The sequence below is a fragment of the Agromyces sp. P2_B3 genome, from assembly GCF_056404815.1.
The window spans coordinates 1-21,161 of record NZ_JBFUDH010000003.1; the positions used below are offsets into that span (position 1 = coordinate 1).

Consider the following 21,161-nt stretch of genomic DNA (forward strand, 5'->3'; position numbering starts at 1 on the left):
ACCGCGCTCCTTGAGGCCGGCGCGAACCGGCAGCGTCCGCTGTGGGCGTCGACCGGGGTCAAGGACCCGGCGCTGCCCGACACCCTCTACGTCACCGAGCTCGTCGCGCCCGGCGTGGTGAACACCATGCCCGAGAAGACCCTCGAGGCGACCTTCGACCACGGCGAGATCGTCGGCGACACCGTGACCGGCGCGTACGCCGACGCCGGCGCCGTGCTCGACGCGCTCGCCCGGGTCGGCGTCGACTACGACGACGTCACCGCGGTCCTCGAACGCGAAGGCGTCGAGAAGTTCATCGTCTCCTGGCACGAACTCCTCGACACCGTCCGCGGCGCACTGGAGGCAGCCCGATGAGCTTCCGCATCTCCGTGAGCGGCGCCGCCGCCGACGCGGTGCGCCGCACCGTGCCGACGCTGGTCGCCGACCTCGTCGCGAGCGGTATCACCGCCCAGGACCCCGAGCTCTGGGGACCCGCCGCCGAGGACGAGGCGTCGAAGCGCCTCGGCTGGACCGAGGCGGTCGCCGTCTCCCGTCCGCTCGTGCCCGAGATCGAGGCGCTCCGCGAGCAGCTCGAGGCCGACGGCGTCACCCACATCGTGCTCGCCGGCATGGGCGGCTCGTCGCTCGCGCCCGAGGTCATCACCCGCACCGCGCGGGTCGAGCTCACCGTGCTCGACTCGACCGAGCCCGGGCAGGTCGCCGCGGCGCTCCGCGACCGGCTCGCCGAGTCGGCGCTCGTCGTGTCCTCCAAGTCCGGATCGACGGTCGAGACCGACAGCCAGCGCCGGGTGTACGAGCAGGCGTTCCGCGACGCGGGCATCGACCCGACGACGCGCATCATCGTCGTGACCGACCCGGGCTCGCCGCTCAACGAGTCGGCTCGTGCCGCCGGCTACCGCGTGTTCAACGCCGACCCCACGGTCGGCGGGCGCTACTCGGCCCTCACCGCGTTCGGCCTCGTGCCGTCGGGGCTCGCCGGCGCCGACATCGCCGAGATCCTCGACGAGGCCGAGACCATCGAGCTCTCGCTCGCGATCGACAGCCCCGAGAACCCCGGACTGGTGCTCGGCGCCGCCATCGCCGCCACCGAGCCGCTGCGCGACAAGCTCGCGATCGTCGCCGACGGCACCCACATCGTGGGCTTCGCGGACTGGGCCGAGCAGCTCATCGCCGAGTCGACGGGCAAGGAGGGCAAGGGCATCCTCCCCGTCGTCCTCGACGTCGACGCGCCCGAGCTGAAGGCCGACCTCCCCGACGTGCAGGTGGTGCGCGTCGTCGACGACGCCGGCGACCAGATCTTCAGCCACCACGACACCGGCGAGATCCGCGTCTCGGGCAGCCTCGGCGCCCAGCTGCTCGTGTGGGAGTACGCCACGGCGGTCGCCGGGCGCCTGCTCGGCATCAACCCGTTCGACCAACCCGACGTCGAGTCCGCGAAGATCGCGGCGCGCGGACTGCTCGACGCGCGGCCCGAGCCGGCACCCGCGGCCTTCGTCGCCGACGGCATCGAGGTGCGCGGCACGCCCCACGTCATCGGCGCCGCGAGCGACCTGGTGTCGGCGATCGACGTCCTGCTCGAGGAGCTGCCCGCGAACGGCTACATCTCGGTGCAGGCGTACGTCGACCGCGTCGCCCACCCCGAGCTGGCGCAGCTGCGCGACCGGCTCGCGGCGCGTGCCGGCCGCCCCGTCACGTTCGGCTGGGGTCCGCGCTTCCTCCACTCCACCGGCCAGTTCCACAAGGGCGGCCCCGCCGTCGGCGTGTTCCTGCAGATCACCGAGACGCCGGCCGAGGACCTCGCGATCCCCGACCGCCCCTTCACCTTCGGTGAGCTCATCGCCGCGCAGGCGTCGGGCGACGCGAGCGTGCTCGCCGAGCACGGCCGCCCGGTGCTGACCCTGACGCTGACGGACCCCGCCGCGAACGTCGCGACGCTGTTCGACGCCGTCGGCTGATCCGCGGAAGGATCCCATGGCCCCGGCAGAGATCTCCGCGCAGCACAATCCGCTGCGCTCGCCCAAGGACTACCGCCTCAACCGGATCGCCGGCCCCTCGAGCCTCATCATCTTCGGGGTGACCGGCGACCTGTCCCGCAAGAAGCTCATGCCGGCGGTGTACGACCTCGCGAACCGGGGGCTCCTGCCCCCGGGCTTCGCGCTCGTCGGCTTCGCGCGACGGGACTGGGACGACCAGGACTTCGAGAAGGTCGTGCACGACTCGGTGCGGCAGTACGCCCGCACCGAGTTCCGTGAGGACGTGTGGAAGCAGCTCGCACGCGGCATCCGCTTCGTCCAGGGCGACTTCGACGACGACGCGGCGTTCGACCGCCTCCACGCGGTCGTCGACGAGCTCGACCGTGAGCGCGGCACCATGGGCAACCACGCGTTCTACCTGTCGATCCCGCCGAAGTCGTTCCCGCTCGTCACGGAGCAGCTGAAGCGGTCGGGACTCACCGAGCAGCGCGACAACCAGTGGCGACGCGTGGTCATCGAGAAGCCGTTCGGCTCCGACCTGCAGTCGGCGCGCGAGCTCAACGACGTCGTGGCCTCCGTGTTCCCGCCCGACTCGGTGTTCCGCATCGACCACTACCTCGGCAAGGAGACCGTCCAGAACATCCTGGCCCTCCGCTTCGCCAACCAGCTCTACGAGCCCATCTGGAACGCGAACTTCGTCGACCACGTGCAGATCACCATGGCCGAGGACATCGGCGTCGGCGGCCGAGCCGGCTACTACGACGGCATCGGCGCGGCCCGCGACGTCATCCAGAACCACCTGCTGCAGCTGCTCGCCCTCACCGCCATGGAGGAGCCGATCTCGTTCGACGCCGCAGACCTGCGTGCCGAGAAGGAGAAGATCCTGTCCGCGGTGCGCCTGCCCGACGACCTGGCCACGGGAACGGCGCGCGGCCAGTACTCGGGCGGATGGCAGGGCGGCGAGAAGGTCGTCGGATTCCTCGACGAGGACGGCATGAACCCCGAGTCGACGACCGAGACGTATGCGGCGATGAAGCTGCTGATCGGCACCCGCCGGTGGGCCGGGGTGCCGTTCTACCTGCGTGCCGGGAAGCGCCTCGGACGGCGCGTGACCGAGATCGCCGTGGTCTTCAAGCGTGCACCCCAGCAGGTCTTCGCCGACAGCCAGACCTCGCAGCTCGGACAGAACGCCCTCGTCATCCGCGTGCAGCCCGACGAGGGCGTCACCATCCGCTTCGGCTCCAAGGTGCCGGGTGCGGGCATGCAGGTGCGCGACGTCACGATGGACTTCGGCTACGGACACGCCTTCACCGAGGCGAGCCCCGAGGCCTACGAGCGGCTCATCCTCGATGTGCTGCTGGGCGACCCGCCGCTGTTCCCCCGCCAGGAGGAGGTCGAGCTCTCCTGGAAGATCCTCGACCCCATCGAGGAGTTCTGGGCGACGCAGGGTCAGCCCGAGCAGTACCGCCCCGGAACCTGGGGTCCGAGCTCGGCAGACGAGCTCCTGCACCGCGACGGACGTAGCTGGAGGCGCCCATGATCGTCGAACTTCCCGACACGACGACCAGCCAGGTCTCCAAGACCCTGGTGAAGATCCGCGAGGAGGGCGGCGTCGTCGCCTTGGGCCGTGTGCTCACCCTCGTCATCGCCACCGCGCCCGGCAGCGAGGAGGAGGCGATCGAGGCGGCGAATGACGCCTCGCGCGAGCACCCCATGCGGGTCATCGTGGTCTCGAGCGATCCGCACGAGCTGCCCGACACGGCGGCACGCCTCGACGCCGAGATCCGAGTGGGCGGCGACGCCGGCGCGAGCGAGGTCATCGTGCTCCGCGCCTGCGGCGATGCGGCCCGCGACGAGGAGAGCCTCGTCATGGCCCTTCTCCTGCCCGATGCTCCGGTCGTCACCTGGTGGCCCGGGGCGGCACCCGAGGTGCCCGGTGAGGCGGCGCTCGGGCGCATCGCCCACCGACGCATCACGGATGCCTCGACGCAGCCCGACCCGCAGGGTGCGCTGGCGCGGCTCGCGTCCAGTTACACCCCGGGCGACGCCGACTTCGCGTGGACGCGCCTCACCCTGTGGCGCGCCCAACTCGCCGCGGTGCTCGACCAGCCGCCGTACGAGCAGATCACGAGCGTGCGCGTGACCGGGGCGATCGACTCCCCGTCCACGACCCTCCTGGCGGCGTGGCTGCGCCTGCAGCTCGACGCGCCGACGACGTACGAGCTCACGCCCGTCGACGCCGGTTCGCACGGCATCCACGGCGTGCACCTCGAACGGGAGAGCGGCGAGGTCGAACTGGTCCGCGACATCCCCGGAATCGCGACGCTGCGCCAGCCCGGCCAGCCCGTGCACGACGTGCCGCTGCCGCGCCGCAACCTGCGCGACTGCCTCGCCGACGAACTCCGTCGCCTCGATCCCGATGAGTTGTACGGTGAAGTGATCACGAGTGGCCTGTCGCTGCTCGGCGATCCCGAGGCGTGAGGAGCCCATGCATGACGAATGAACGGCGGGTGCTCGTCCATCCCGACAAGGCGTCATTGGCGAGTTCCGTGTCGGCGCGGTTCATCACGAAGATGCTCGACATCCTCGACGCCCAGGCGGTCGCCCACGTGGTGCTGACCGGTGGCTCGATGGGTTCGGCCGTCCTGGAAGCCGTCGCCGCATCGCCGGCGAGCACCTCGATCGACTGGTCGAGGGTGCACTTCTGGTGGGGCGACGAGCGGTGGGTGCCCGGCGGTGACGGCGAGCGGAACGACGAGCAGGCGCGCGTCGCCCTCCTCGGCGACCTCGACGTGCCGTCGGAGAACGTGCACCCGTTCCCGGCATCCGATTCGGGCATGAGCCTCGACGAGGCCGCCGAGGCCTACGCGGCGGAGCTCTCGCAGCACGGCGTCGACGGGCTCGATCACCCGATCTTCGACATCACCTTCCTCGGCGTGGGGCCCGACGGGCACATCGCCTCGCTCTTCCCGCACCGGTCCGGCATCCAGGTGACGGATCGCACCGTCATCCCGGTGCGCAACTCCCCCAAGCCGCCGCCCGAGCGGCTCAGCCTCACGCGCCCGGTGATCAACTCGTCGCAACGCATCTGGCTGGTGCTCGCCGGGGCCGACAAGGCCTCCGCGCTCGGCCTCGCCCTCGCCGGCGCGAGCCGTGACGAGGTGCCGGTCGCCGGCATCAAGGGTCGGCGACGCACGGTCTTCTTCGTCGACGCGGATGCCGCGGCCGAAGTGCCCGAGTCGCTCATCGCACGGGACTACTGAGTCGCTCGCACCCGAGCAGACGCGAACGGGGCCAGCCTTCCGGCTGGCCCCGTTCGTCGTCTGCGATGCGGTTCGGTGCGTCAGTCCTGGGGAGCCGACTGCCCGCGACGGGCGCGGAGCTGCGTCAGCGCCTCCTCGAGGAGCGCGGCGGCTTCCTCGTCGGTGCGCCGCTCCTTCACGTAGGCGAGGTGCGTCTTGTACGGCTCGAGCTTGGAGACCAAGGGCGGGTTCTCCTTGTCGCGGCCGGCGGGAAGACCGGTCGACGGGCTGTCGATGATCTCGGGGATCTCCTCCTCGGGGAGGCTCGCCGCGAAGTACCGCACGGTCTCGTTGCCCTGCGCGTCCCAGTAGCTCACGGCCACCCGGTCGGCGTGGAATCCGCGGTCCTGTTCGCCCATCGGTCCCGCGCCGACGCGCGAGCCCCGGATGGCGCTGTTTCCTGATGCCATGGCGTTCCCGTCAGATTCCGGCGTCGAACTTGGTGATGAGACCCAGCACCACGATGCACGTGATCCAGATGAGCGCCAGGATCACCGTGATCCGGTTGAGGTTGCGCTCGGCCACACCGGACGCGCCGAGGCTGGACGTGACGCCGCCGCCGAACATGTCGGACAGACCGCCGCCACGGCCCTTGTGCAGCAGGATGAGCAGCGTCAGCAGGAGGCTCGTGAGACCGAGCAGCACCTGCAGGACGACCTGGAGAATCTCCACGGTGAACCTTTCCGGGCACGACGCAGGGTGTCAGTGCCGACAATCGAGTATAGCCGCACCCGCGGCTCCGCCCGTGGCGCGAAGCGCCTAGGCGCCGACGTGCTTCTTGAACCGGACGATGCTCGAGAACTCGTCGATGTCGAGGCTCGCGCCGCCGACGAGCGCACCGTCCACGTTGGGCTCCCGAAGGAAGGACGCGATGTTCGACGCCTTCACCGATCCGCCGTAGAGGATGCGCGTGGCCGAGGCCACGTCGTCGCCGAGCAGTTCGGCGATGAGCGCACGAAGCGCGGAACACACCTGTTCCGCCTGCGCGGGCGTCGCAGCCTGCCCCGACCCGATCGCCCAGACGGGCTCGTACGCGACGACCAGCCCCTTGGACCCGTCGACTCCTTCGAGCGCGGTGCGAAGCTGCGCCACCGGCACGGCACTCGGACCGTGCGCCTCGAGGTCCTCAGCCGTCTCGCCGACGCACACCACTGGCACGAGCCCGTGGCGGTGGGCGGCGAGCACCTTGGCGTTCACGTCGGCGTCGGTCTCGTGGTGCAGCGTGCGACGCTCGGAGTGTCCGATGATCACGTAGCTGCAGTCGAGCTGAGCCAGGAACGCACCCGAGACCTCGCCGGTGTACGCGCCCGAGTCGTGTGCCGACACGTCCTGCGCGCCGTAGGCCAGCGGCAGCGAGTCCGCCGACACGAGCGTCTGCACCGAACGGAGATCGGTGAACGGCGGGAACACGGCGACCTCCGCGTCGGCGAAGTCGTGCTTCGCGTCGGCCAGCGCCCACGCGAGCTTCTGCACGAACGCGATCGCCTGCAGGTGGTCGAGATTCATCTTCCAGTTTCCCGCGATGAACGGGGTGCGCTTCACTGCCATCCGAGGACCTCCAGTCCGGGGAGCTTCTTGCCCTCGAGGAACTCGAGGCTCGCGCCACCGCCCGTCGAGATGTGACCGAACTGGTCGTCGGCGAACCCGAGCTGCCGCACCGCCGCCGCCGAGTCGCCGCCGCCGACGACGCTGAGGCCGTCGACCTCGGTGAGTGCGTCGGCCACCGCCTTGGTGCCGGCTGCGAAGGGCGCCAACTCGAACACGCCCATCGGGCCGTTCCAGAACACCGTCTTCGATGCGCGGATCCGCTCGGCGAACGCCGCGGCCGTTGCGGGGCCGATGTCGAGGCCGAGTCCGGATGCGCCGAACGGTGTCTCCTCGATCGCGTCGGCCGAGGTCACCACATTGTCGGCGTCGGCCGAGAAGGATGCCGCGACGACCACGTCGGTGGGCAGCACGATCGACACGCCGCGCTCCTCCGCCTCGGCGAGGTAGCCCTTGACCGTCTCGATCTGGTCGGCTTCGAGGAGGCTCGATCCGACCTTGTGCCCCTGGGCGGCGAGGAAGGTGAACAGCATGCCGCCGCCGATGAGGAGCGTGTCGACACGCGGCAGCAGGTGCGCGATCACGCCCAGCTTGTCGGAGACCTTCGACCCGCCGAGCACCACGGCGTAGGGGCGCTCGGGCGACTCGGTGAGCCGGTCGAGCACGTCGAGCTCCGACGCGATCAGGAGCCCGGCGGCGCTCGGCCGCAGCTCCTCGAGCTCGTAGACGCTCGCCTGCTTGCGGTGCACGACGCCGAAGCCGTCGGAGACGACCGCATCGGCGAAGCCGGCCAGCTCGCCCGCGAACGCGGTGCGCTCAGCCTCGTTCTTCGAGGTCTCCCCCGCGTTGAACCGCAGGTTCTCGAGCACGAGGATCTCGCCATCGCCGAGCGCCTCGACCTTCGCCGCGGCATCCGCACCGACCGTGTCGGTCGCGAACGCGACGGGCGCGTCGATCAGCTCATCGAGCCGTGCGGCGACGGGGGCGAGGCTGTACTTCGGGTCGGGCGAGCCGTCGGGCCGGCCGAGGTGGGAGACCACGATCACGCGGGCTCCCTGGCCCGTGAGGGCCTCGAGGGTGGGGACCGACGCCCGCACGCGGCCGTCGTCCGTGATGACCGATCCCTGGAGGGGGACGTTGAGGTCACAACGGACGACGACGCGCTTGCCGGCGAGCGGACCGAGGCTGTCGATCGTTCGCAGGGTCACGGATGCTCGATTCAGAGGCGTTCGGCGACGTACTCGGTCAGGTCGACGAGCCGGTTGGAGTAGCCCCACTCGTTGTCGTACCAGCTCGAGAGCTTCACCTGGTCGCCGAGGACGCGCAGCAGCCCGGCGTCGAAGATCGAGGAGTGCGGGTCGGAGACGATGTCGCTCGAGACGATCTCGTCCTCCGTGTACTTGAGGATGCCCTTCATCGGGCCCTCGGCGGCCGCCTTGTAGGCCGCCTTGACCTCGTCGACCGTGACCGGACGAGATGCCGTGACGGTGAGGTCGGTGATCGAGCCGGTGGGCACCGGCACCCGGAGGGCGAACCCGTCGAGCTTGCCTACGAGCTCGGGCAGCACGAGGCCGATCGCCTTCGCCGCACCGGTCGAGGTGGGGACGATGTTGATCGCGGCGGCGCGCGCGCGACGGAGGTCCTTGTGCGGGCCGTCCTGGAGGTTCTGGTCGGCCGTGTAGGCGTGCACCGTGGTCATGAGGCCGCGCTCGATGCCGAACGCGTCGTTGAACACCTTCGCGAGCGGCGCGAGGCAGTTCGTCGTGCACGACGCGTTCGAGATGATGTGGTGCGAGGCGGGGTCGTACTCGTCCTCGTTCACGCCCATGACGAAGGTCGCGTCCTCGTCGGTCGCGGGCGCCGAGATGAGCACCTTCTTGGCTCCGGCGGCGATGTGCTTGCGCGCGTCGGCGGCCTTGGTGAAGAAGCCGGTCGACTCGATGACGATGTCGACGCCGAGCTCGCCCCAGGGCAGGTTCGCGGGGTCGCGCTCGGCGAACGCCTTGATCGCCTTGCCGTTGACGATGATGTTGTCGTCGTCGTAGTCGACGGTCGCGTCGAGGCGGCCGGTGATCGAGTCGTACTTCAGCAGGTGGGCGAGCGTCTTGTTGTCGGTGAGGTCGTTCACGGCGACGATCTCGAGGTCGGCGCCCTGGGCGAGGGCGGCACGGAAGTAGTTGCGGCCGATGCGGCCGAAGCCGTTGATGCCGATCTTTACGGACACGGATGTCTCCTGAATTGACGTGCGCGAATGCGCGATTCCAAGGTGAACGGATCGGACGGCGGTGTCCCCGGACGGGTCCGGGGACACCATCCGCTACGACAGTAGCAGCAGCCCTGAGGTCTTCTCGCGTGCGGTGGTGAAGCGCTGCTGGACGTTCTCCCAGTTCGCGATGTTCCAGAACGCCTTGACGTAATCGGCCCGCACGTTCTTGTAGTCGAGGTAGTACGCGTGCTCCCAGACGTCGAGCATGAGCAGCGGCACGATGCCCGCCGGGAGGTTCGCCTGCTGGTCGAAGAACTGCACGATGATCAGGCGCTGGCCGATCGAGTCCCAGGCGAGGACGGCCCAGCCGGAGCCCTGCACGCCGAGCGCGGTGGCGGTGAAGTGGGCCTGGAACTTGTCGAAGGACCCGAAGTGCTCGTCGATCGCCGAGGCGAGGTCGCCGGTGGGCTTGTCGCCGCCGTCGGGTGAGAGGTTCGTCCAGAACACGGAGTGGTTGACGTGGCCGCCCAGGTTGAACGCGAGGTCCTTCTCCAGCTTGTTGACGTTGGCGAGGTTGCCCGAGTCGCGCGCCTCTGCGAGCTGCGCGAGGGCGGTGTTCGCGCCGGTCACGTACGCCTGGTGGTGCTTCGAGTGGTGGAGCTCCATGATCGTGCCGCTGATCGACGGTTCCAGCGCCGAGTAGTCGTACGGGAGATCGGGGAGGGTGTAGTCAGCCATTGCTTCTCCTTGTCAGATGCCGGGCGTGCCGGGCTCCTGCCCGGTGTTCCGCGGCCGCACCACCGAGTCTATGCCCGGCCCGTCGGAGGCCGACCGGGGTTGACCGACTGCGACGGCGCATGACGACGAGCGGATGCCGCGGCATCCGCTCGTCGTCTGCAACGTGCTGCTCGTCGTCGAGACGGGCTCGGCAGCGGCTCAGACGTCGTCGAGGTCGGAGGGCAGGCTCGCCTCGGTGCCGGGCACGCCGAGGTCGGCCGCACGCTTGTCGGCCATGGCGAGGAGACGCCGGATACGGCCGGCCACCGCGTCCTTCGTCATGGGCGGGTCGGCGTGGTGGCCGAGCTCGTCCAGGCTCGCCTCACGGTGCGCGAGGCGGAGCTCTCCGGCGTACTTCAGGTGGTCGGGGATGTCGTCGCCGAGCAGCTCCATCGCCCGCTCGACTCGCGCGCAAGCGGCCACGGCGGCCTGCGCCGACCGGCGGAGGTTGGCGTCGTCGAAGTTGACCAGCCGGTTCGCGGTGGCACGGACCTCGCGACGCTGGCGCAGCTCCTCCCAGTTGCGCACGGTGTCGGTGGCGCCCATGAGTGCGAGCATCGAGCTGATGGCCTCGCCGTCGCGGATCACGACGCGGTGCACGCCGCGCACCTCGCGGGCCTTCGCCGAGATGCCGAGTCGTCCGGCGGCTCCCACGAGGGCCATCGCCGTCTCGTTGCCCGGGCAGGTGATCTCCAGGGCGGCCGAGCGGCCGGGGTCGGTCAGGCTGCCGTGCGCGAGGAACGCGCCGCGCCAGACCGCAGCGACGTCGTCGCGCGACCCGGTCGTGAGCTTGTTCGGAAGCCCGCGCACGGGGCGGCGGCGTGCGTCGAGGAGGCCGGTCTGGCGGGCGAGGGTCTCGCCGCCGTCGAGCACCCGCACGAGGTACTGGTTCGACCGGCGGATGCCCGACGGCGAGATGACCGACACGTCGGGGCGAACGCCGTAGAGCTCGCCCAGGTCGCGCGTCACCCGGCGGGCGATCGTCGGCGAGTCGAGCTCGGCCTCGATGGCGATGCGTCCGGAGATGATGTGCAGCCCACCGGCGAAGCGCAGCACGGAAGCCAGTTCGGCGGCCCGCACGGTGGTCTTCGGCACCTCGACCCGCGCCAATTCCTCTTTCACATCGGCGGTCAGTGCCACGTCAGGTCCTTTCCTTCTTCATGTCGCGCGGCCGGGTCATTCACGGCCGCGATCGCGGTGCTTCACGCTGACCGCCACGCCCGGGAACTGCCCGAGTCGCTCGGCGAGCTCGCGGACCAGCGCGACCGAGCGGTGCTTGCCGCCGGTGCATCCGATCGCGATGGTCGCGTGTCGCTTGTTCTCACGCTGGTAGCCGGCCATCACCGGCTCGAGCGCCGTCGCATAGGCGTCGATGAACTCCCTCGCCCCCGGCTGGTCGAGCACGTACTCGGCGACCGCGGCGTCCTCGCCGCTCAGGTGCCGGAGCTCGGGGATCCAGAACGGGTTGGGCAGGAAGCGGGCGTCGGCGACGAGGTCGGCATCGGTGGGAAGCCCGTACTTGAACCCGAAGCTGAGGAGGGTGACCCGAAGCCCGGCACGGCCGGCCTCGGCGAACGTCTCGGTGATGAGGGTCGCCAGCTGGTGGATGTTCAGGTCGGAGGTGTCGACGACGATGTCGCTCGACTCGCGCAACTCGGCCAGGCGGGTGCGCTCGGCGCCGATGCCGTCGAGCAGCGTGCCGTTGCCCTGCAGCGGATGCGGGCGACGCACCGACTCGAAGCGGCGGACGAGCACTGCGTCGGTCGCGTCGAGGAACACGACGCGCACGTTGACGCCCGTGCGCAGGGCCTGGATGATGTCCTGCAGTTCCGAGAAGAAGTCGCGACCGCGCACGTCGACGACGGCGGCGATCCGCGGCAGCGAGGCTCCGGCGCGTTCGACGAGCTCGACGAGGGGGCGGAGCATCTGCGGCGGCAGGTTGTCGACCACGTACCACCCGAGGTCCTCGAGCGCGTTGCCGACCGTGGAGCGCCCGGCGCCGGACATCCCGGTGACGATGAGCATCTCCTGATGCTCGGCTTCGGCTGCCATCGTCTCGGGCCCCCTTCCGCGCGTCGACACTCCAGCCTAGCGGGGCGCCGACACGCCGTCGGCGTGCAGGTGCGCGTGGATGGTCGTCGCGAGCGCGGGGCCGATGCCCTTGACCTCGGCGATGTCGGCTTCGCCCGCCCCGCGGAGCCGCGTGACGGAGCCGAAGTGCTTCAGCAACTCCTTCACGCGCGTGGGTCCGAGGCCCGGGATGTCGGAGAGCACGGTGCCGATGTCGCGCTTGCGGCGCTGACGCTGGTGGGTGATCGCGAACCGGTGGGCCTCGTCGCGCACCCGCTGGAACAGGAACAGCGCATCGCTGTTGCGCGGCAGGATCACCGGGAAATCCGCGTCGGGAGTCCAGATCTCCTCGAGTCGCTTGGCGATGCCGCAGAGGTAGATACCCTCGACACCCGACTCCTCGAGCGCCCGCGCGGCGGCCGCGACCTGCGGCTCGCCGCCGTCGACCACGAGCAGGTTCGGCCGGTAGGCGAACTTCTTGCGCCGCTCGGATGCCGCGGCATCCGTCTCCGCATCGGTGCCGCCGTCGGTGGCGCCCGCGCCATCGGCCGTGCCGGCGGCCGTGCCGGCGTCGGGCCTCGCGAGGTAGGCGAGCCGGCGCGTCAGCACCTGATGGATCGAATCGGTGTCATCGGTTGAGTTCGGGATCGTGAACCGACGGTACTCGTCCTTCCGAGGAAGCCCGTCCTCGAAGACGACCATCGAGGCGACGATGTTGGTGCCACTGAGATGGGACACGTCGAAGCACTCGATGCGCAGCGGCGCATCCGCCATGCCGAGCGCCTCCTGGATGTCCTCCAGTGCACGCGAGCGCGTGGTGAAGTCCGCGCTTCGCCGGGTCTTGTAGAGCATGAGCGCCTGTCGCGCGTTCTGGGTCGCGGTGTCGAGCAGCGCCGCCTTGTCGCCGCGCTGGGCGGCACGCAGCCGCACCTTCCGGCCTGCGAGGCCGGCGAGCCAGTCCTCGACCGCCGGTGCATCGTCGGGCAGTTCGGGAACCACCACCTCGGCGGGCGGCGTCAGGTCCTCGCCGTAGGCGTTCTGCAGCACCGAGTCGACGAGCTCGCCCAACGGCACGTCGAGCTCCTTGTCGACGGTCCACGAGCGCACGCCGCGCACCCGCCCCGACCTGACGATGAACAGGTGCACGGCGGCCGCGAGCTCGTCGTGGTCGATGCCGAAGACGTCGAGGTCGACCTTCTCGCCGAGCACCACGGCGCTCTTCTCGAAGAAGGCCGTGGCGGCCTGCAGTTCGTCGCGGCGGCGCGCGGCGGTCTCGTAGTCCTGCACGGCGGCGGCCGCCTGCATCCGTCGCGTCAGGTCGGCGAGGATCCTTCGGTCCTGATTCTGCATGAAGGCGACGAATCGGTCGACGTTGGCCCGGTGCTCCTCGATGGTCACCTTGCCCGAGCACGGTCCGAAGCACTTGCCGATCTGCCCGGCGAAGCACGGCTTGCCGCTCGCCATCGCCCGTCGGTAGTCGCTGTCCTTGCAGGTGCGGATCGGGAACAGCTTCATGAGCAGGTCGAGTGTCTCGTTGACCGCCCAGACCTTCGGATAGGGGCCGAAGTACCGGGCACCGGGGATCCCGCGCCGTCGGGAGATCATGGCGCGCGGCGCCTCGTCCCCGAGCGTCACGACGAGGTACGGGTAGGACTTGTCGTCCTTGAACCGCACGTTGAACGGCGGGTGGAGCTGGTTGATCCACGTGATCTCGAGCTGCAGCGCCTCCACGTCGCTCTGCACGACGGTCCACTCCACGGACGCCGCCGTCGTGACCATGCGCCGGGTGCGCTCGTGAAGGGTGCGCAGCGGAGCGAAGTAGTTCGAGAGCCGGGCGCGAAGGTTCTTCGCCTTGCCGACGTAGAGCACGCGGCGGTCGGCGTCGAGGAATCGATAGACCCCCGGGTCGGTGGGGATCTCCCCCGCCTTCGGCCGATACGGGACGGTGTCGGTCATCCTCGTCAGCTGGCGACCTCGGCGTGCACGGATGCCGCGTCGAAGATCTCACGGAGGAAGTAGCCGGTGTGGCTCGTCGCAACCCGGGCGACCTGCTCGGGCGTTCCGGTCGCCACGACCTGCCCGCCTCCGGATCCGCCCTCGGGGCCGAGGTCGATGATCCAGTCGGCGGACTTGATGACGTCGAGGCTGTGCTCGATGACGATCACCGTATTACCCTTGTCGACGAGCTTGCCGAGCACCTTGAGGAGCTTGCGCACGTCTTCGAAGTGCAGGCCCGTGGTGGGCTCGTCGAGCACGTAGACGCTGCGCCCGTTCGATCGGCGCTGGAGCTCGGTCGCGAGCTTCACGCGTTGCGCCTCGCCGCCCGAGAGGGTGGTGGCGCTCTGGCCGAGCTGGACGTAGCCGAGGCCGACGTCGACGAGCGTCTTGAGGTAGCGGTGGATCGCCGAGATGGGCTCGAAGAACTCCGCGGCCTCGCTGATCGGCATCTGGAGCACCTCGGCGATGTTCTTGCCCTTGTAGTGCACCTGCAGCGTCTCGCGGTTGTACCGCTGGCCGCCGCAGACCTCGCACGCGACGTACACGTCGGGCAGGAAGTTCATCTCGATCTTGATGGTGCCGTCGCCCGAGCAGGCCTCGCAGCGGCCGCCCTTGACGTTGAAGCTGAAGCGCCCCGGCAGGTACCCGCGCGCCTTCGCCTCGGTGGTCTCGGAGAACAGGGTGCGGATGCGGTCGAACACACCGGTGTAGGTCGCCGGGTTCGAGCGCGGCGTGCGCCCGATCGGTGCCTGGTCGACGTGCACGACCTTGTCGAGCTGGTCGATGCCCGTCACTCGCCGATGCTTGCCCGGCACCTTGCGTGCCCCGTTGAGCCGGTTGGCGAGCACCCGGTAGAGGATGTCGTTGACGAGCGACGACTTGCCCGAGCCGCTGACGCCGGTGACCGCGGTGAAGGTGCCCAGCGGGAACTCGACGTCGACGCCGCGCAGGTTGTTGGCCTCCGCGCCCTGTACGCCGATCATGCGTGCCGGGTCGATCGGTCGGCGACGGGCGGGAATGGCGATCTCCTTGCGCCCGGACAGGTAGTCGCCGGTGAGCGACCGCGTGTTCTTCAGGAGGTCGGCGTAGCTGCCCGAGTGCACCACCGTGCCGCCGTTCACGCCGGCGCCCGGGCCGATGTCGACGATCCAGTCCGCGGTGCGGATCGTGTCCTCGTCGTGCTCCACCACGATCAGGGTGTTCCCGAGGTCGCGGAGTGCGACCAAGGTGTCGATGAGTCGGCGGTTGTCGCGCTGGTGCAGGCCGATACTCGGCTCGTCGAGCACGTAGAGCACGCCGGTGAGGCCGGAGCCGATCTGGGTGGCAAGCCGGATGCGCTGGGCCTCGCCGCCCGACAGCGTCGCGGCGGCGCGGGCCAGGTCGAGGTAGCTGAGTCCGACCCGGATGAGGAAGTCGAGTCGGAGCTTGATCTCGCGCAGGACCTGCGCGGCGATCGCCTGCTCGCGATCGGTGAGCTCGAGGCGATCCATGAACGACCTGGCCTCGGTGAGGCTCAGCAGGCCCACGTCGGCGATGCTGTGTTCGTGGACGAGCACCGACAGCACCTCGGGCTTCAGCCGCTTGCCATCGCAGACTGGGCACGGAACCTCGCGGAGGTACTCGGACCAGCGCGCGCGCTGCACGTCGGTCTCGGCCTGGAGATACTGCCGCTCGATGTAGGGAACGACCCCCTCGAAGCCCGACGAGTAGCTCATCTCACGGCCGTACCGGTTGCGCCAACGCACCTTGACCTCGAAGTTGTCTCCGCGCAGCACCGCCTGGCGCGCGTCGTCGGCCAACTCCTCCCACGGGGTGCGGAGCGAGAAGCCGAGATCGCGGGCCAGGCCGTCGAGGAGCTTCTCGTAGTAGTTGTAGAGGCTCTTCCCCTGCGAGGTCCACGGCAGGATGACGCCCTCGGCGATGCTCAGCGACGGGTCGCCGAGCAGCAGCTCCTCGTCGACCGACATCCTGGTGCCGAGGCCGGAGCACTCGGGGCATGCGCCGAACGGCGCGTTGAACGAGAACGTGCGCGGCTCGATCTCGGTGAGCTGGATGGGGTGCTGGTTGGGGCACGACAGCTTCTCGGAGAAGGTCGCCCACGCGGCGGGCCCGGTCTCGTCGACGTAGTTCACCTGCACCAGGCCATCGGTGAGTCGCAGTGCCGTCTCGAGCGAGTCGGTGAGCCGGCCGAGGACGTCGGGACCGGCGACCAGCCGGTCGATCACGACGGAGATGTCGTGCTTGACCTGCTTCTTGAGCACGGGCGGCTCATCGAGGCGGATGACCTCGCCGTCGACCACGGCGCGCGAGTATCCGCCGGCGGCGAGTTCGCGGAAGAGGTCGACGAACTCCCCCTTCTTCTTCGAGACCACCGGGCTCAGGATCTGGTAGCGGGTGCCCTCGGGCAGCTCCATCAGCTGGTCGGCGATCTGCTGCACGGTCTGCCGCTGGATGGGCTCGCCGCAGACGGGACAGTGCGGCACGCCGATGCGCGCCCAGAGCAGGCGCATGTAGTCGTAGATCTCGGTGATCGTGCCGACGGTCGAGCGCGGGTTGCGGTTGGTCGACTTCTGATCGATCGACACGGCGGGGCTCAGGCCCTCGATGAAGTCGACGTCGGGCCGGTCGACCTGGCCGAGGAACTGCCGCGCGTACGCGGAGAGCGACTCGACGTAGCGGCGCTGGCCCTCGGCGAAGATCGTGTCGAACGCCAGGGACGACTTGCCGGAGCCCGAGAGACCCGTGAAGACGACCATCGCATCACGCGGGATCTCGACGTCGACGTTGTGCAGGTTGTGCACGCGGGCACCGCGGACACTCAGCTGCGAATGGGCATCGAGACGTGAAACTGGCACCCTACGAGTCTAGGGAGACCCACTGACACGGAGTCCCGCGTTGATCGTGCTCTCAGCGAACATACGTTCGATTCGGGTCCCACACCGAGGCGAACGAAGCGGCAGGTGCTCGTGTTTGCTCGCTTCAGCCGAGGTGGCCCGCCTTCTCCATCTGCCGCAGCTCCCGCTTGAGCTCGGACACCTCGTCGCGAAGCCGTGCTGCCAGCTCGAACTTCAACTCGCCGGCTGCTTCGAGCATCTGCTCGTTGAGGTCGCGGATGAGCTCCTCGAGATCGTTGGCCCCTTCGGCGGCGATGCCCTCCCGCCGCAGGTTGGGCACCGGCGACTTCTTGCGGGCGTCGCGGCCCGCAAGCAGCGCGGCCGTGTCGGCCTCTTCGCGCGCCAGCACCTCGGTGATGTCGGCGATGCGCTTTCGCAACGGCTGCGGGTCGATGCCGTTCGCCCTGTTGTACTCGAGCTGTCGGTCGCGGCGACGCGTGGTCTCGTCGATGGCCGCAGCCATCGAGTCGGTCAGCACGTCGGCGTACATGTGCACCTCGCCCGAGACATTGCGCGCCGCACGGCCGATCGTCTGGATGAGCGAGGTCGACGACCGGAGGAACCCCTCTTTGTCGGCGTCGAGGATGGCGACGAGCGACACCTCGGGCAGGTCGAGGCCCTCGCGGAGCAGGTTGATGCCCACCAGCACGTCGTAGACGCCGGCGCGCAGCTCGGTGAGGAGCTCGACGCGACGCAGCGTGTCGACGTCGGAGTGCAGGTACCGCACTCGCACGCCGGCCTCGGTGAGGAAGTCGGTGAGCTCCTCGGCCATGCGCTTCGTGAGCGTCGTGACGAGCACGCGCTCGTCTCGCTCGGCGCGGAGCCGGATCTCCTCGAGGAGATCGTCGATCTGCCCCTTCGACGGCTTCACCACGATCTGCGGATCGACCAAGCCGGTCGGCCGGATGATCTGCTCCACCACGCCGTCGGCGATGCCCATCTCGTAGCGGCCGGGCGTCGCCGACAGGTACACGGTCTGGCCGACCCGCGCCTTGAACTCGTCCCACTTCAGCGGGCGGTTGTCGAGGGCGCTGGGCAGCCGGAAGCCGTGCTCGACCAGCGTGCGCTTGCGCGACGAGTCGCCCTCGAACATCGCGCCGATCTGCGGGACGGTGGCGTGGGATTCATCGATCACGACGAGGAAGTCGTCGGCGAAGTAATCGAGGAGGCAGTGCGGCGCCTCACCGGGTGCTCGGCCGTCGATGTGGCGGGAGTAGTTCTCGATGCCGGAGCAGAACCCGATCTGCTCCATCATCTCGAGGTCGAACGTGGTGCGCATGCGGAGCCGCTGCGCCTCGAGCAGCTTGCCTTCGCGCTCGAGCTCGGCCAGCCGCTCCTCGAGCTCGAGGCGGATCGTGCCGATCGCGCGCTGCATGACGTCGGTGCTCGCGACGTAGTGCGACCCGGGGAACACGGGCACGGCATCGAGCTTCTCGACGACCTGGCCGGTGAGCGGATGCAGGTGGTAGAGCGCCTCGATCTCGTCGCCGAACATCTCGATGCGGATCGCGAGCTCCTCGTAGATCGGGATGATCTCGATGGTGTCGCCGCGCACGCGGAAGTTGCCGCGCGAGAAGTCGACGTCGTTGCGCTGGTACTGCATCGAGACGAACTTGCGGATGAGCCAGTCGCGGTCGACGCGCTGCCCGACCTGGAGCGGCATCATCGCCTTCAGGTACTCCTCGGGGGTGCCCAAGCCGTAGATGCACGACACCGTGGACACCACCACCACGTCGCGCCGGCTGAGCAGCGAGTTCGTCGTGGAGTGCCGGAGCCGCTCGACCTCGGCGTTGATCGACGAGTCCTTCTCGATGAAGGTGTCGGTCTGCGGGACGTAGGCCTCGGGCTGGTAGTAGTCGTAGTAGGAGACGAAGTACTCGACCGCGTTGTTGGGCATGAGTTCGCGGAACTCGGTGGCGAGCTGGGCCGCCAGCGTCTTGTTGTGCGCGAGCACGAGCGTCGGCCGCTGGACCTGCTCGATGAGCCACGCGGTGGTCGCCGACTTGCCGGTGCCCGTGGCACCGAGGAGCACCACATCGGTCTCGCCGGCGTTGATGCGACCCGCGAGCTCTGCGATCGCCGTCGGCTGATCACCGCTCGGCCGGTAGTCGCTCACGACCTCGAACGGACGGACGGATCGTGTGGCCTGCATGCCATCAAGTCTAGGTTCGGCCGCCGACACTCCGGCCGAGTCAGCTCCCCGCGAACAACGGCTACGCGGAGGTGCGCTGCGCCCTGATCCGATTCCAGAGGGCATCGGCCTGGCTCATGGTGTGCGCCAGCGAGCCGTCAGTGTCGATGACGACATCGGCGATCGCCAGCCTGGAGGTGTTGTCCGCCTGGGCGTCAACGCGCGCCTGCGCCTGGAGCGGGTCGAACCCGCGCTGCTCGACGAGCCGCTCGACCTGCGTCTTGCGCGGGGCGTTCGTCACGACGATGAGATCGAACGGATGGTCGACGGCCGCCTCGACGAGGAGCGGGACGTCGTAGACGACGACCGCTTCGGGGTCTTCCTGCGCGGCCCGTTCGATGAGCTTGGCCGAGAGCTCCCGAACGGCGGGATGGACGATGGCGTTGAGCTTCGCGCGCGCCGCCTCATCGGCGAACACCAGCTCGCCGAGCTTCGCCCGGTCGAGCGTGCCGTCGGAGCGGAGCACGCCGGGACCGAACTCGTCGACGATCGCCGCGAGCGCCGGCTTGCCCGGTGCGACGACCCGCCGCGCCAGGTCGTCGGCGTCGATGTGCACCGCCCCGTGCTCCACGAGGCGACGCGCGACCGTGGACTTGCCTGAGGCGATTCCGCCAGTGAGACCGATCAGATACACGCCGACCACTCTATCCGGGTCGAACGCGCCTCTCTCCCGGTCGAACACGACGCCCGGGAGACGCGGAAAGGCCGGCCCCGAGGGACCGGCCTTCCGTATCGCGAAACGCGACTAGTTGTTGCTCGAGAGCTTCTCGCGCAGCGCCGCGAGCGACGCGTCGTCGGCGAGGGTGCCCGCGCCGGCCGAGTCGCTCGAGAACGATGCGGCACCCGAGGTGAACGAGTCGTCGGCCACGGCAGCAGCGTTCGCCGCGGCGACCTGCTTCTTGTGGGCCTCCCAGCGAGCCTGGGCGGCAGCGTAGTCCTGCTCCCACTTCTCGCGCTGGGCCTCGAAGCCCTCGCGCCACTCGTTGGTCTCGGGGTCGAAGCCCTCGGGGTACTTGTAGTTGCCCTGCTCGTCGTACTCCGTGAGCATGCCGTAGAGCGCCGGGTCGAACTCGGTGCCCTCGGGGTCGACGCCCTCGTTCGCCTGCTTCAGCGAGAGCGAGATGCGGCGACGCTCGAGGTCGATGTCGATGACCTTGACGAAGACCTCTTCGCCGACCGACACGACCTGCTCGGCGAGCTCGACGTGCTTGCCCGACAGCTCCGAGATGTGCACGAGGCCCTCGATGCCGTCTGCGACGCGCACGAACGCACCGAACGGAACGAGCTTCGTGACCTTGCCCGGTGCGACCTGGCCGATCGCGTGGGTACGGGCGAAGACCTGCCACGGGTCCTCCTGCGTCGCCTTGAGCGACAGGGAGACGCGCTCGCGGTCGAGCTCGACGGAGAGCACCTCGACGGTGACCTCCTGGCCGACCTCGACGACCTCGCTGGCGTGCTCGATGTGCTTCCACGAGAGCTCGGAGACGTGGACGAGACCGTCGACGCCACCGAGGTCGACGAACGCACCGAAGTTGACGATCGACGAGATGACGCCCTTGCGGATCTGGCCCGGGTGGAGGTTCGCGAGGAACGTCGAGCGCGACTCGGACTGCGTCTGCTCGAGGAGCGCGCGGCGCGAGAGCACGACGTTGTTGCGGTTCTTGTCGAGCTCGAGGATCTTCGCCTCGATCTCCTGGCCGAGGTACGGCGTGAGGTCGCGCACGCGGCGGAGCTCGATGAGCGACGCCGGGAGGAAGCCGCGGAGGCCGATGTCGACGATCAGGCCGCCCTTGACGACCTCGATGACCGAACCGGTCACGACGCCGTCGGCCTCCTTGATCTTCTCCACGTCGCCCCACGCGCGCTCGTACTGCGCACGCTTCTTCGACAGGATGAGGCGGCCTTCCTTGTCCTCCTTCTGGAGAACGAGCGCCTCGACGGTGTCGCCGACGCCGACGACCTCGCTGGGGTCGACATCGTGCTTGATGGAAAGCTCACGCGAGGGGATGACGCCCTCGGTCTTGTAGCCGACGTCGAGGAGCACCTCGTCGCGGTCGATCTTCACGACGGTGCCCTCGATGAGGTCGCCGTCGTTGAAGAACTTCAAAGTCTTCTCGACCGCGGCGAGGAAATCGTCAGCAGATCCGATGTCGTTGATCGCGACCTGCTTGGGTGCCTTGGTCGTTGCGGTTGTCATGTAGTGAA

At 69.3% G+C, this 21,161-nt stretch carries 18 protein-coding genes; 5 read left to right on the forward strand and 13 right to left on the reverse strand.

The features are described from left to right. The 5 genes from AC1DZA_RS05640 to pgl form a co-directional block, all read left to right on the forward strand. Nucleotides 1–354 (forward strand): transaldolase family protein (locus AC1DZA_RS05640; protein ID WP_476772016.1); only part of this gene is annotated, 354 nt, incomplete at its 5' end. Next, nucleotides 351–1,955, forward strand: coding sequence for a glucose-6-phosphate isomerase (locus AC1DZA_RS05645; RefSeq protein ID WP_476772017.1), 1,605 nt, complete (start codon nt 351–353; stop codon nt 1,953–1,955). The genes AC1DZA_RS05640 and AC1DZA_RS05645, both read left to right, overlap by 4 nt. 16 nt (nt 1,956–1,971) lie before the next feature. Continuing rightward, nucleotides 1,972–3,513 carry a glucose-6-phosphate dehydrogenase gene (zwf, locus tag AC1DZA_RS05650; RefSeq protein ID WP_309978742.1) on the forward strand — a complete coding sequence of 514 codons (1,542 nt, stop codon included), beginning with the start codon at nt 1,972–1,974 and terminating at the stop codon, nt 3,511–3,513. Beyond that, entirely contained in the window at nt 3,510–4,454 is a 945-nt protein-coding gene (locus tag AC1DZA_RS05655) for a glucose-6-phosphate dehydrogenase assembly protein OpcA (RefSeq protein WP_309978744.1), read from the forward strand. Before zwf ends, AC1DZA_RS05655 begins: the two co-directional genes overlap by 4 nt. A gap of 11 nt (nt 4,455–4,465) precedes the next feature. Then, entirely contained in the window at nt 4,466–5,236 is a 771-nt protein-coding gene (gene pgl / locus AC1DZA_RS05660; RefSeq protein ID WP_476772018.1) for a 6-phosphogluconolactonase, read from the forward strand. Nucleotides 5,237–5,316: 80 nt separating this feature from the next. On the opposite strand, the gene AC1DZA_RS05665 is transcribed toward pgl, so the two are convergent. The 13 genes from AC1DZA_RS05665 to rpsA all read right to left on the reverse strand — a co-directional run bounded on the left by AC1DZA_RS05665 (nt 5,317) and on the right by rpsA (nt 21,153). After that, on the reverse strand, nt 5,317–5,685 hold the full coding sequence (locus AC1DZA_RS05665) for an RNA polymerase-binding protein RbpA (protein ID WP_309978748.1): 369 nt from the start codon (nt 5,683–5,685) through the stop codon (nt 5,317–5,319). 10 nt (nt 5,686–5,695) lie between these two features. Beyond that, nucleotides 5,696–5,947 (reverse strand): preprotein translocase subunit SecG, encoded by a 252-nt coding sequence (gene secG / locus AC1DZA_RS05670; RefSeq protein WP_159599832.1) that lies wholly within the window; start codon nt 5,945–5,947, stop codon nt 5,696–5,698. 87 nt (nt 5,948–6,034) lie between these two features. After that, nucleotides 6,035–6,823 carry a triose-phosphate isomerase gene (gene tpiA / locus AC1DZA_RS05675; protein WP_476772019.1) on the reverse strand — a complete coding sequence of 263 codons (789 nt, stop codon included), beginning with the start codon at nt 6,821–6,823 and terminating at the stop codon, nt 6,035–6,037. Then, a complete protein-coding gene (locus AC1DZA_RS05680) occupies nt 6,814–8,028 on the reverse strand; it encodes a phosphoglycerate kinase (protein ID WP_476772020.1) in 1,215 nt (404 codons plus the stop codon). Before AC1DZA_RS05680 ends, tpiA begins: the two co-directional genes overlap by 10 nt. An 11-nt stretch (nt 8,029–8,039) precedes the next feature. After that, the gene (gap, locus tag AC1DZA_RS05685) at nt 8,040–9,044 is read right to left on the reverse strand and encodes a type I glyceraldehyde-3-phosphate dehydrogenase (RefSeq protein WP_309978754.1); all 1,005 of its coding nucleotides are present in this window, start codon (nt 9,042–9,044) and stop codon (nt 8,040–8,042) included. Nucleotides 9,045–9,137: 93 nt separating this feature from the next. Beyond that, nucleotides 9,138–9,764 carry a superoxide dismutase gene (locus AC1DZA_RS05690; RefSeq protein ID WP_476772021.1) on the reverse strand — a complete coding sequence of 209 codons (627 nt, stop codon included), beginning with the start codon at nt 9,762–9,764 and terminating at the stop codon, nt 9,138–9,140. 198 nt (nt 9,765–9,962) lie between these two features. Further along, nucleotides 9,963–10,943 (reverse strand): DNA-binding protein WhiA, encoded by a 981-nt coding sequence (gene whiA / locus AC1DZA_RS05695; protein WP_309978758.1) that lies wholly within the window; start codon nt 10,941–10,943, stop codon nt 9,963–9,965. Between the two features lie 36 nt (nt 10,944–10,979). Then, nucleotides 10,980–11,855, reverse strand: coding sequence for an RNase adapter RapZ (rapZ, locus tag AC1DZA_RS05700; protein WP_476772022.1), 876 nt, complete (start codon nt 11,853–11,855; stop codon nt 10,980–10,982). 36 nt (nt 11,856–11,891) lie between these two features. After that, nucleotides 11,892–13,829: an excinuclease ABC subunit UvrC gene (gene uvrC, locus AC1DZA_RS05705; protein ID WP_476772023.1), complete on the reverse strand. Its 1,938-nt coding sequence runs from the start codon at nt 13,827–13,829 to the stop codon at nt 11,892–11,894. 5 nt (nt 13,830–13,834) lie between these two features. Continuing rightward, complete coding sequence (gene uvrA / locus AC1DZA_RS05710; protein ID WP_476772024.1) at nt 13,835–16,726, reverse strand: excinuclease ABC subunit UvrA; 2,892 nt, start codon at nt 16,724–16,726, stop codon at nt 13,835–13,837. Nucleotides 16,727–16,850: 124 nt separating this feature from the next. After that, nucleotides 16,851–18,917, reverse strand: a complete 2,067-nt coding sequence (gene uvrB, locus AC1DZA_RS05715) for an excinuclease ABC subunit UvrB (protein WP_476772025.1) — start codon at nt 18,915–18,917, stop codon at nt 16,851–16,853. Nucleotides 18,918–18,978: 61 nt separating this feature from the next. After that, nucleotides 18,979–19,590 (reverse strand): dephospho-CoA kinase, encoded by a 612-nt coding sequence (gene coaE, locus AC1DZA_RS05720; RefSeq protein ID WP_476772026.1) that lies wholly within the window; start codon nt 19,588–19,590, stop codon nt 18,979–18,981. A 111-nt stretch (nt 19,591–19,701) separates the two neighbouring features. After that, entirely contained in the window at nt 19,702–21,153 is a 1,452-nt protein-coding gene (rpsA, locus tag AC1DZA_RS05725) for a 30S ribosomal protein S1 (protein ID WP_159599853.1), read from the reverse strand. Nucleotides 21,154–21,161 lie beyond the last annotated feature (8 nt).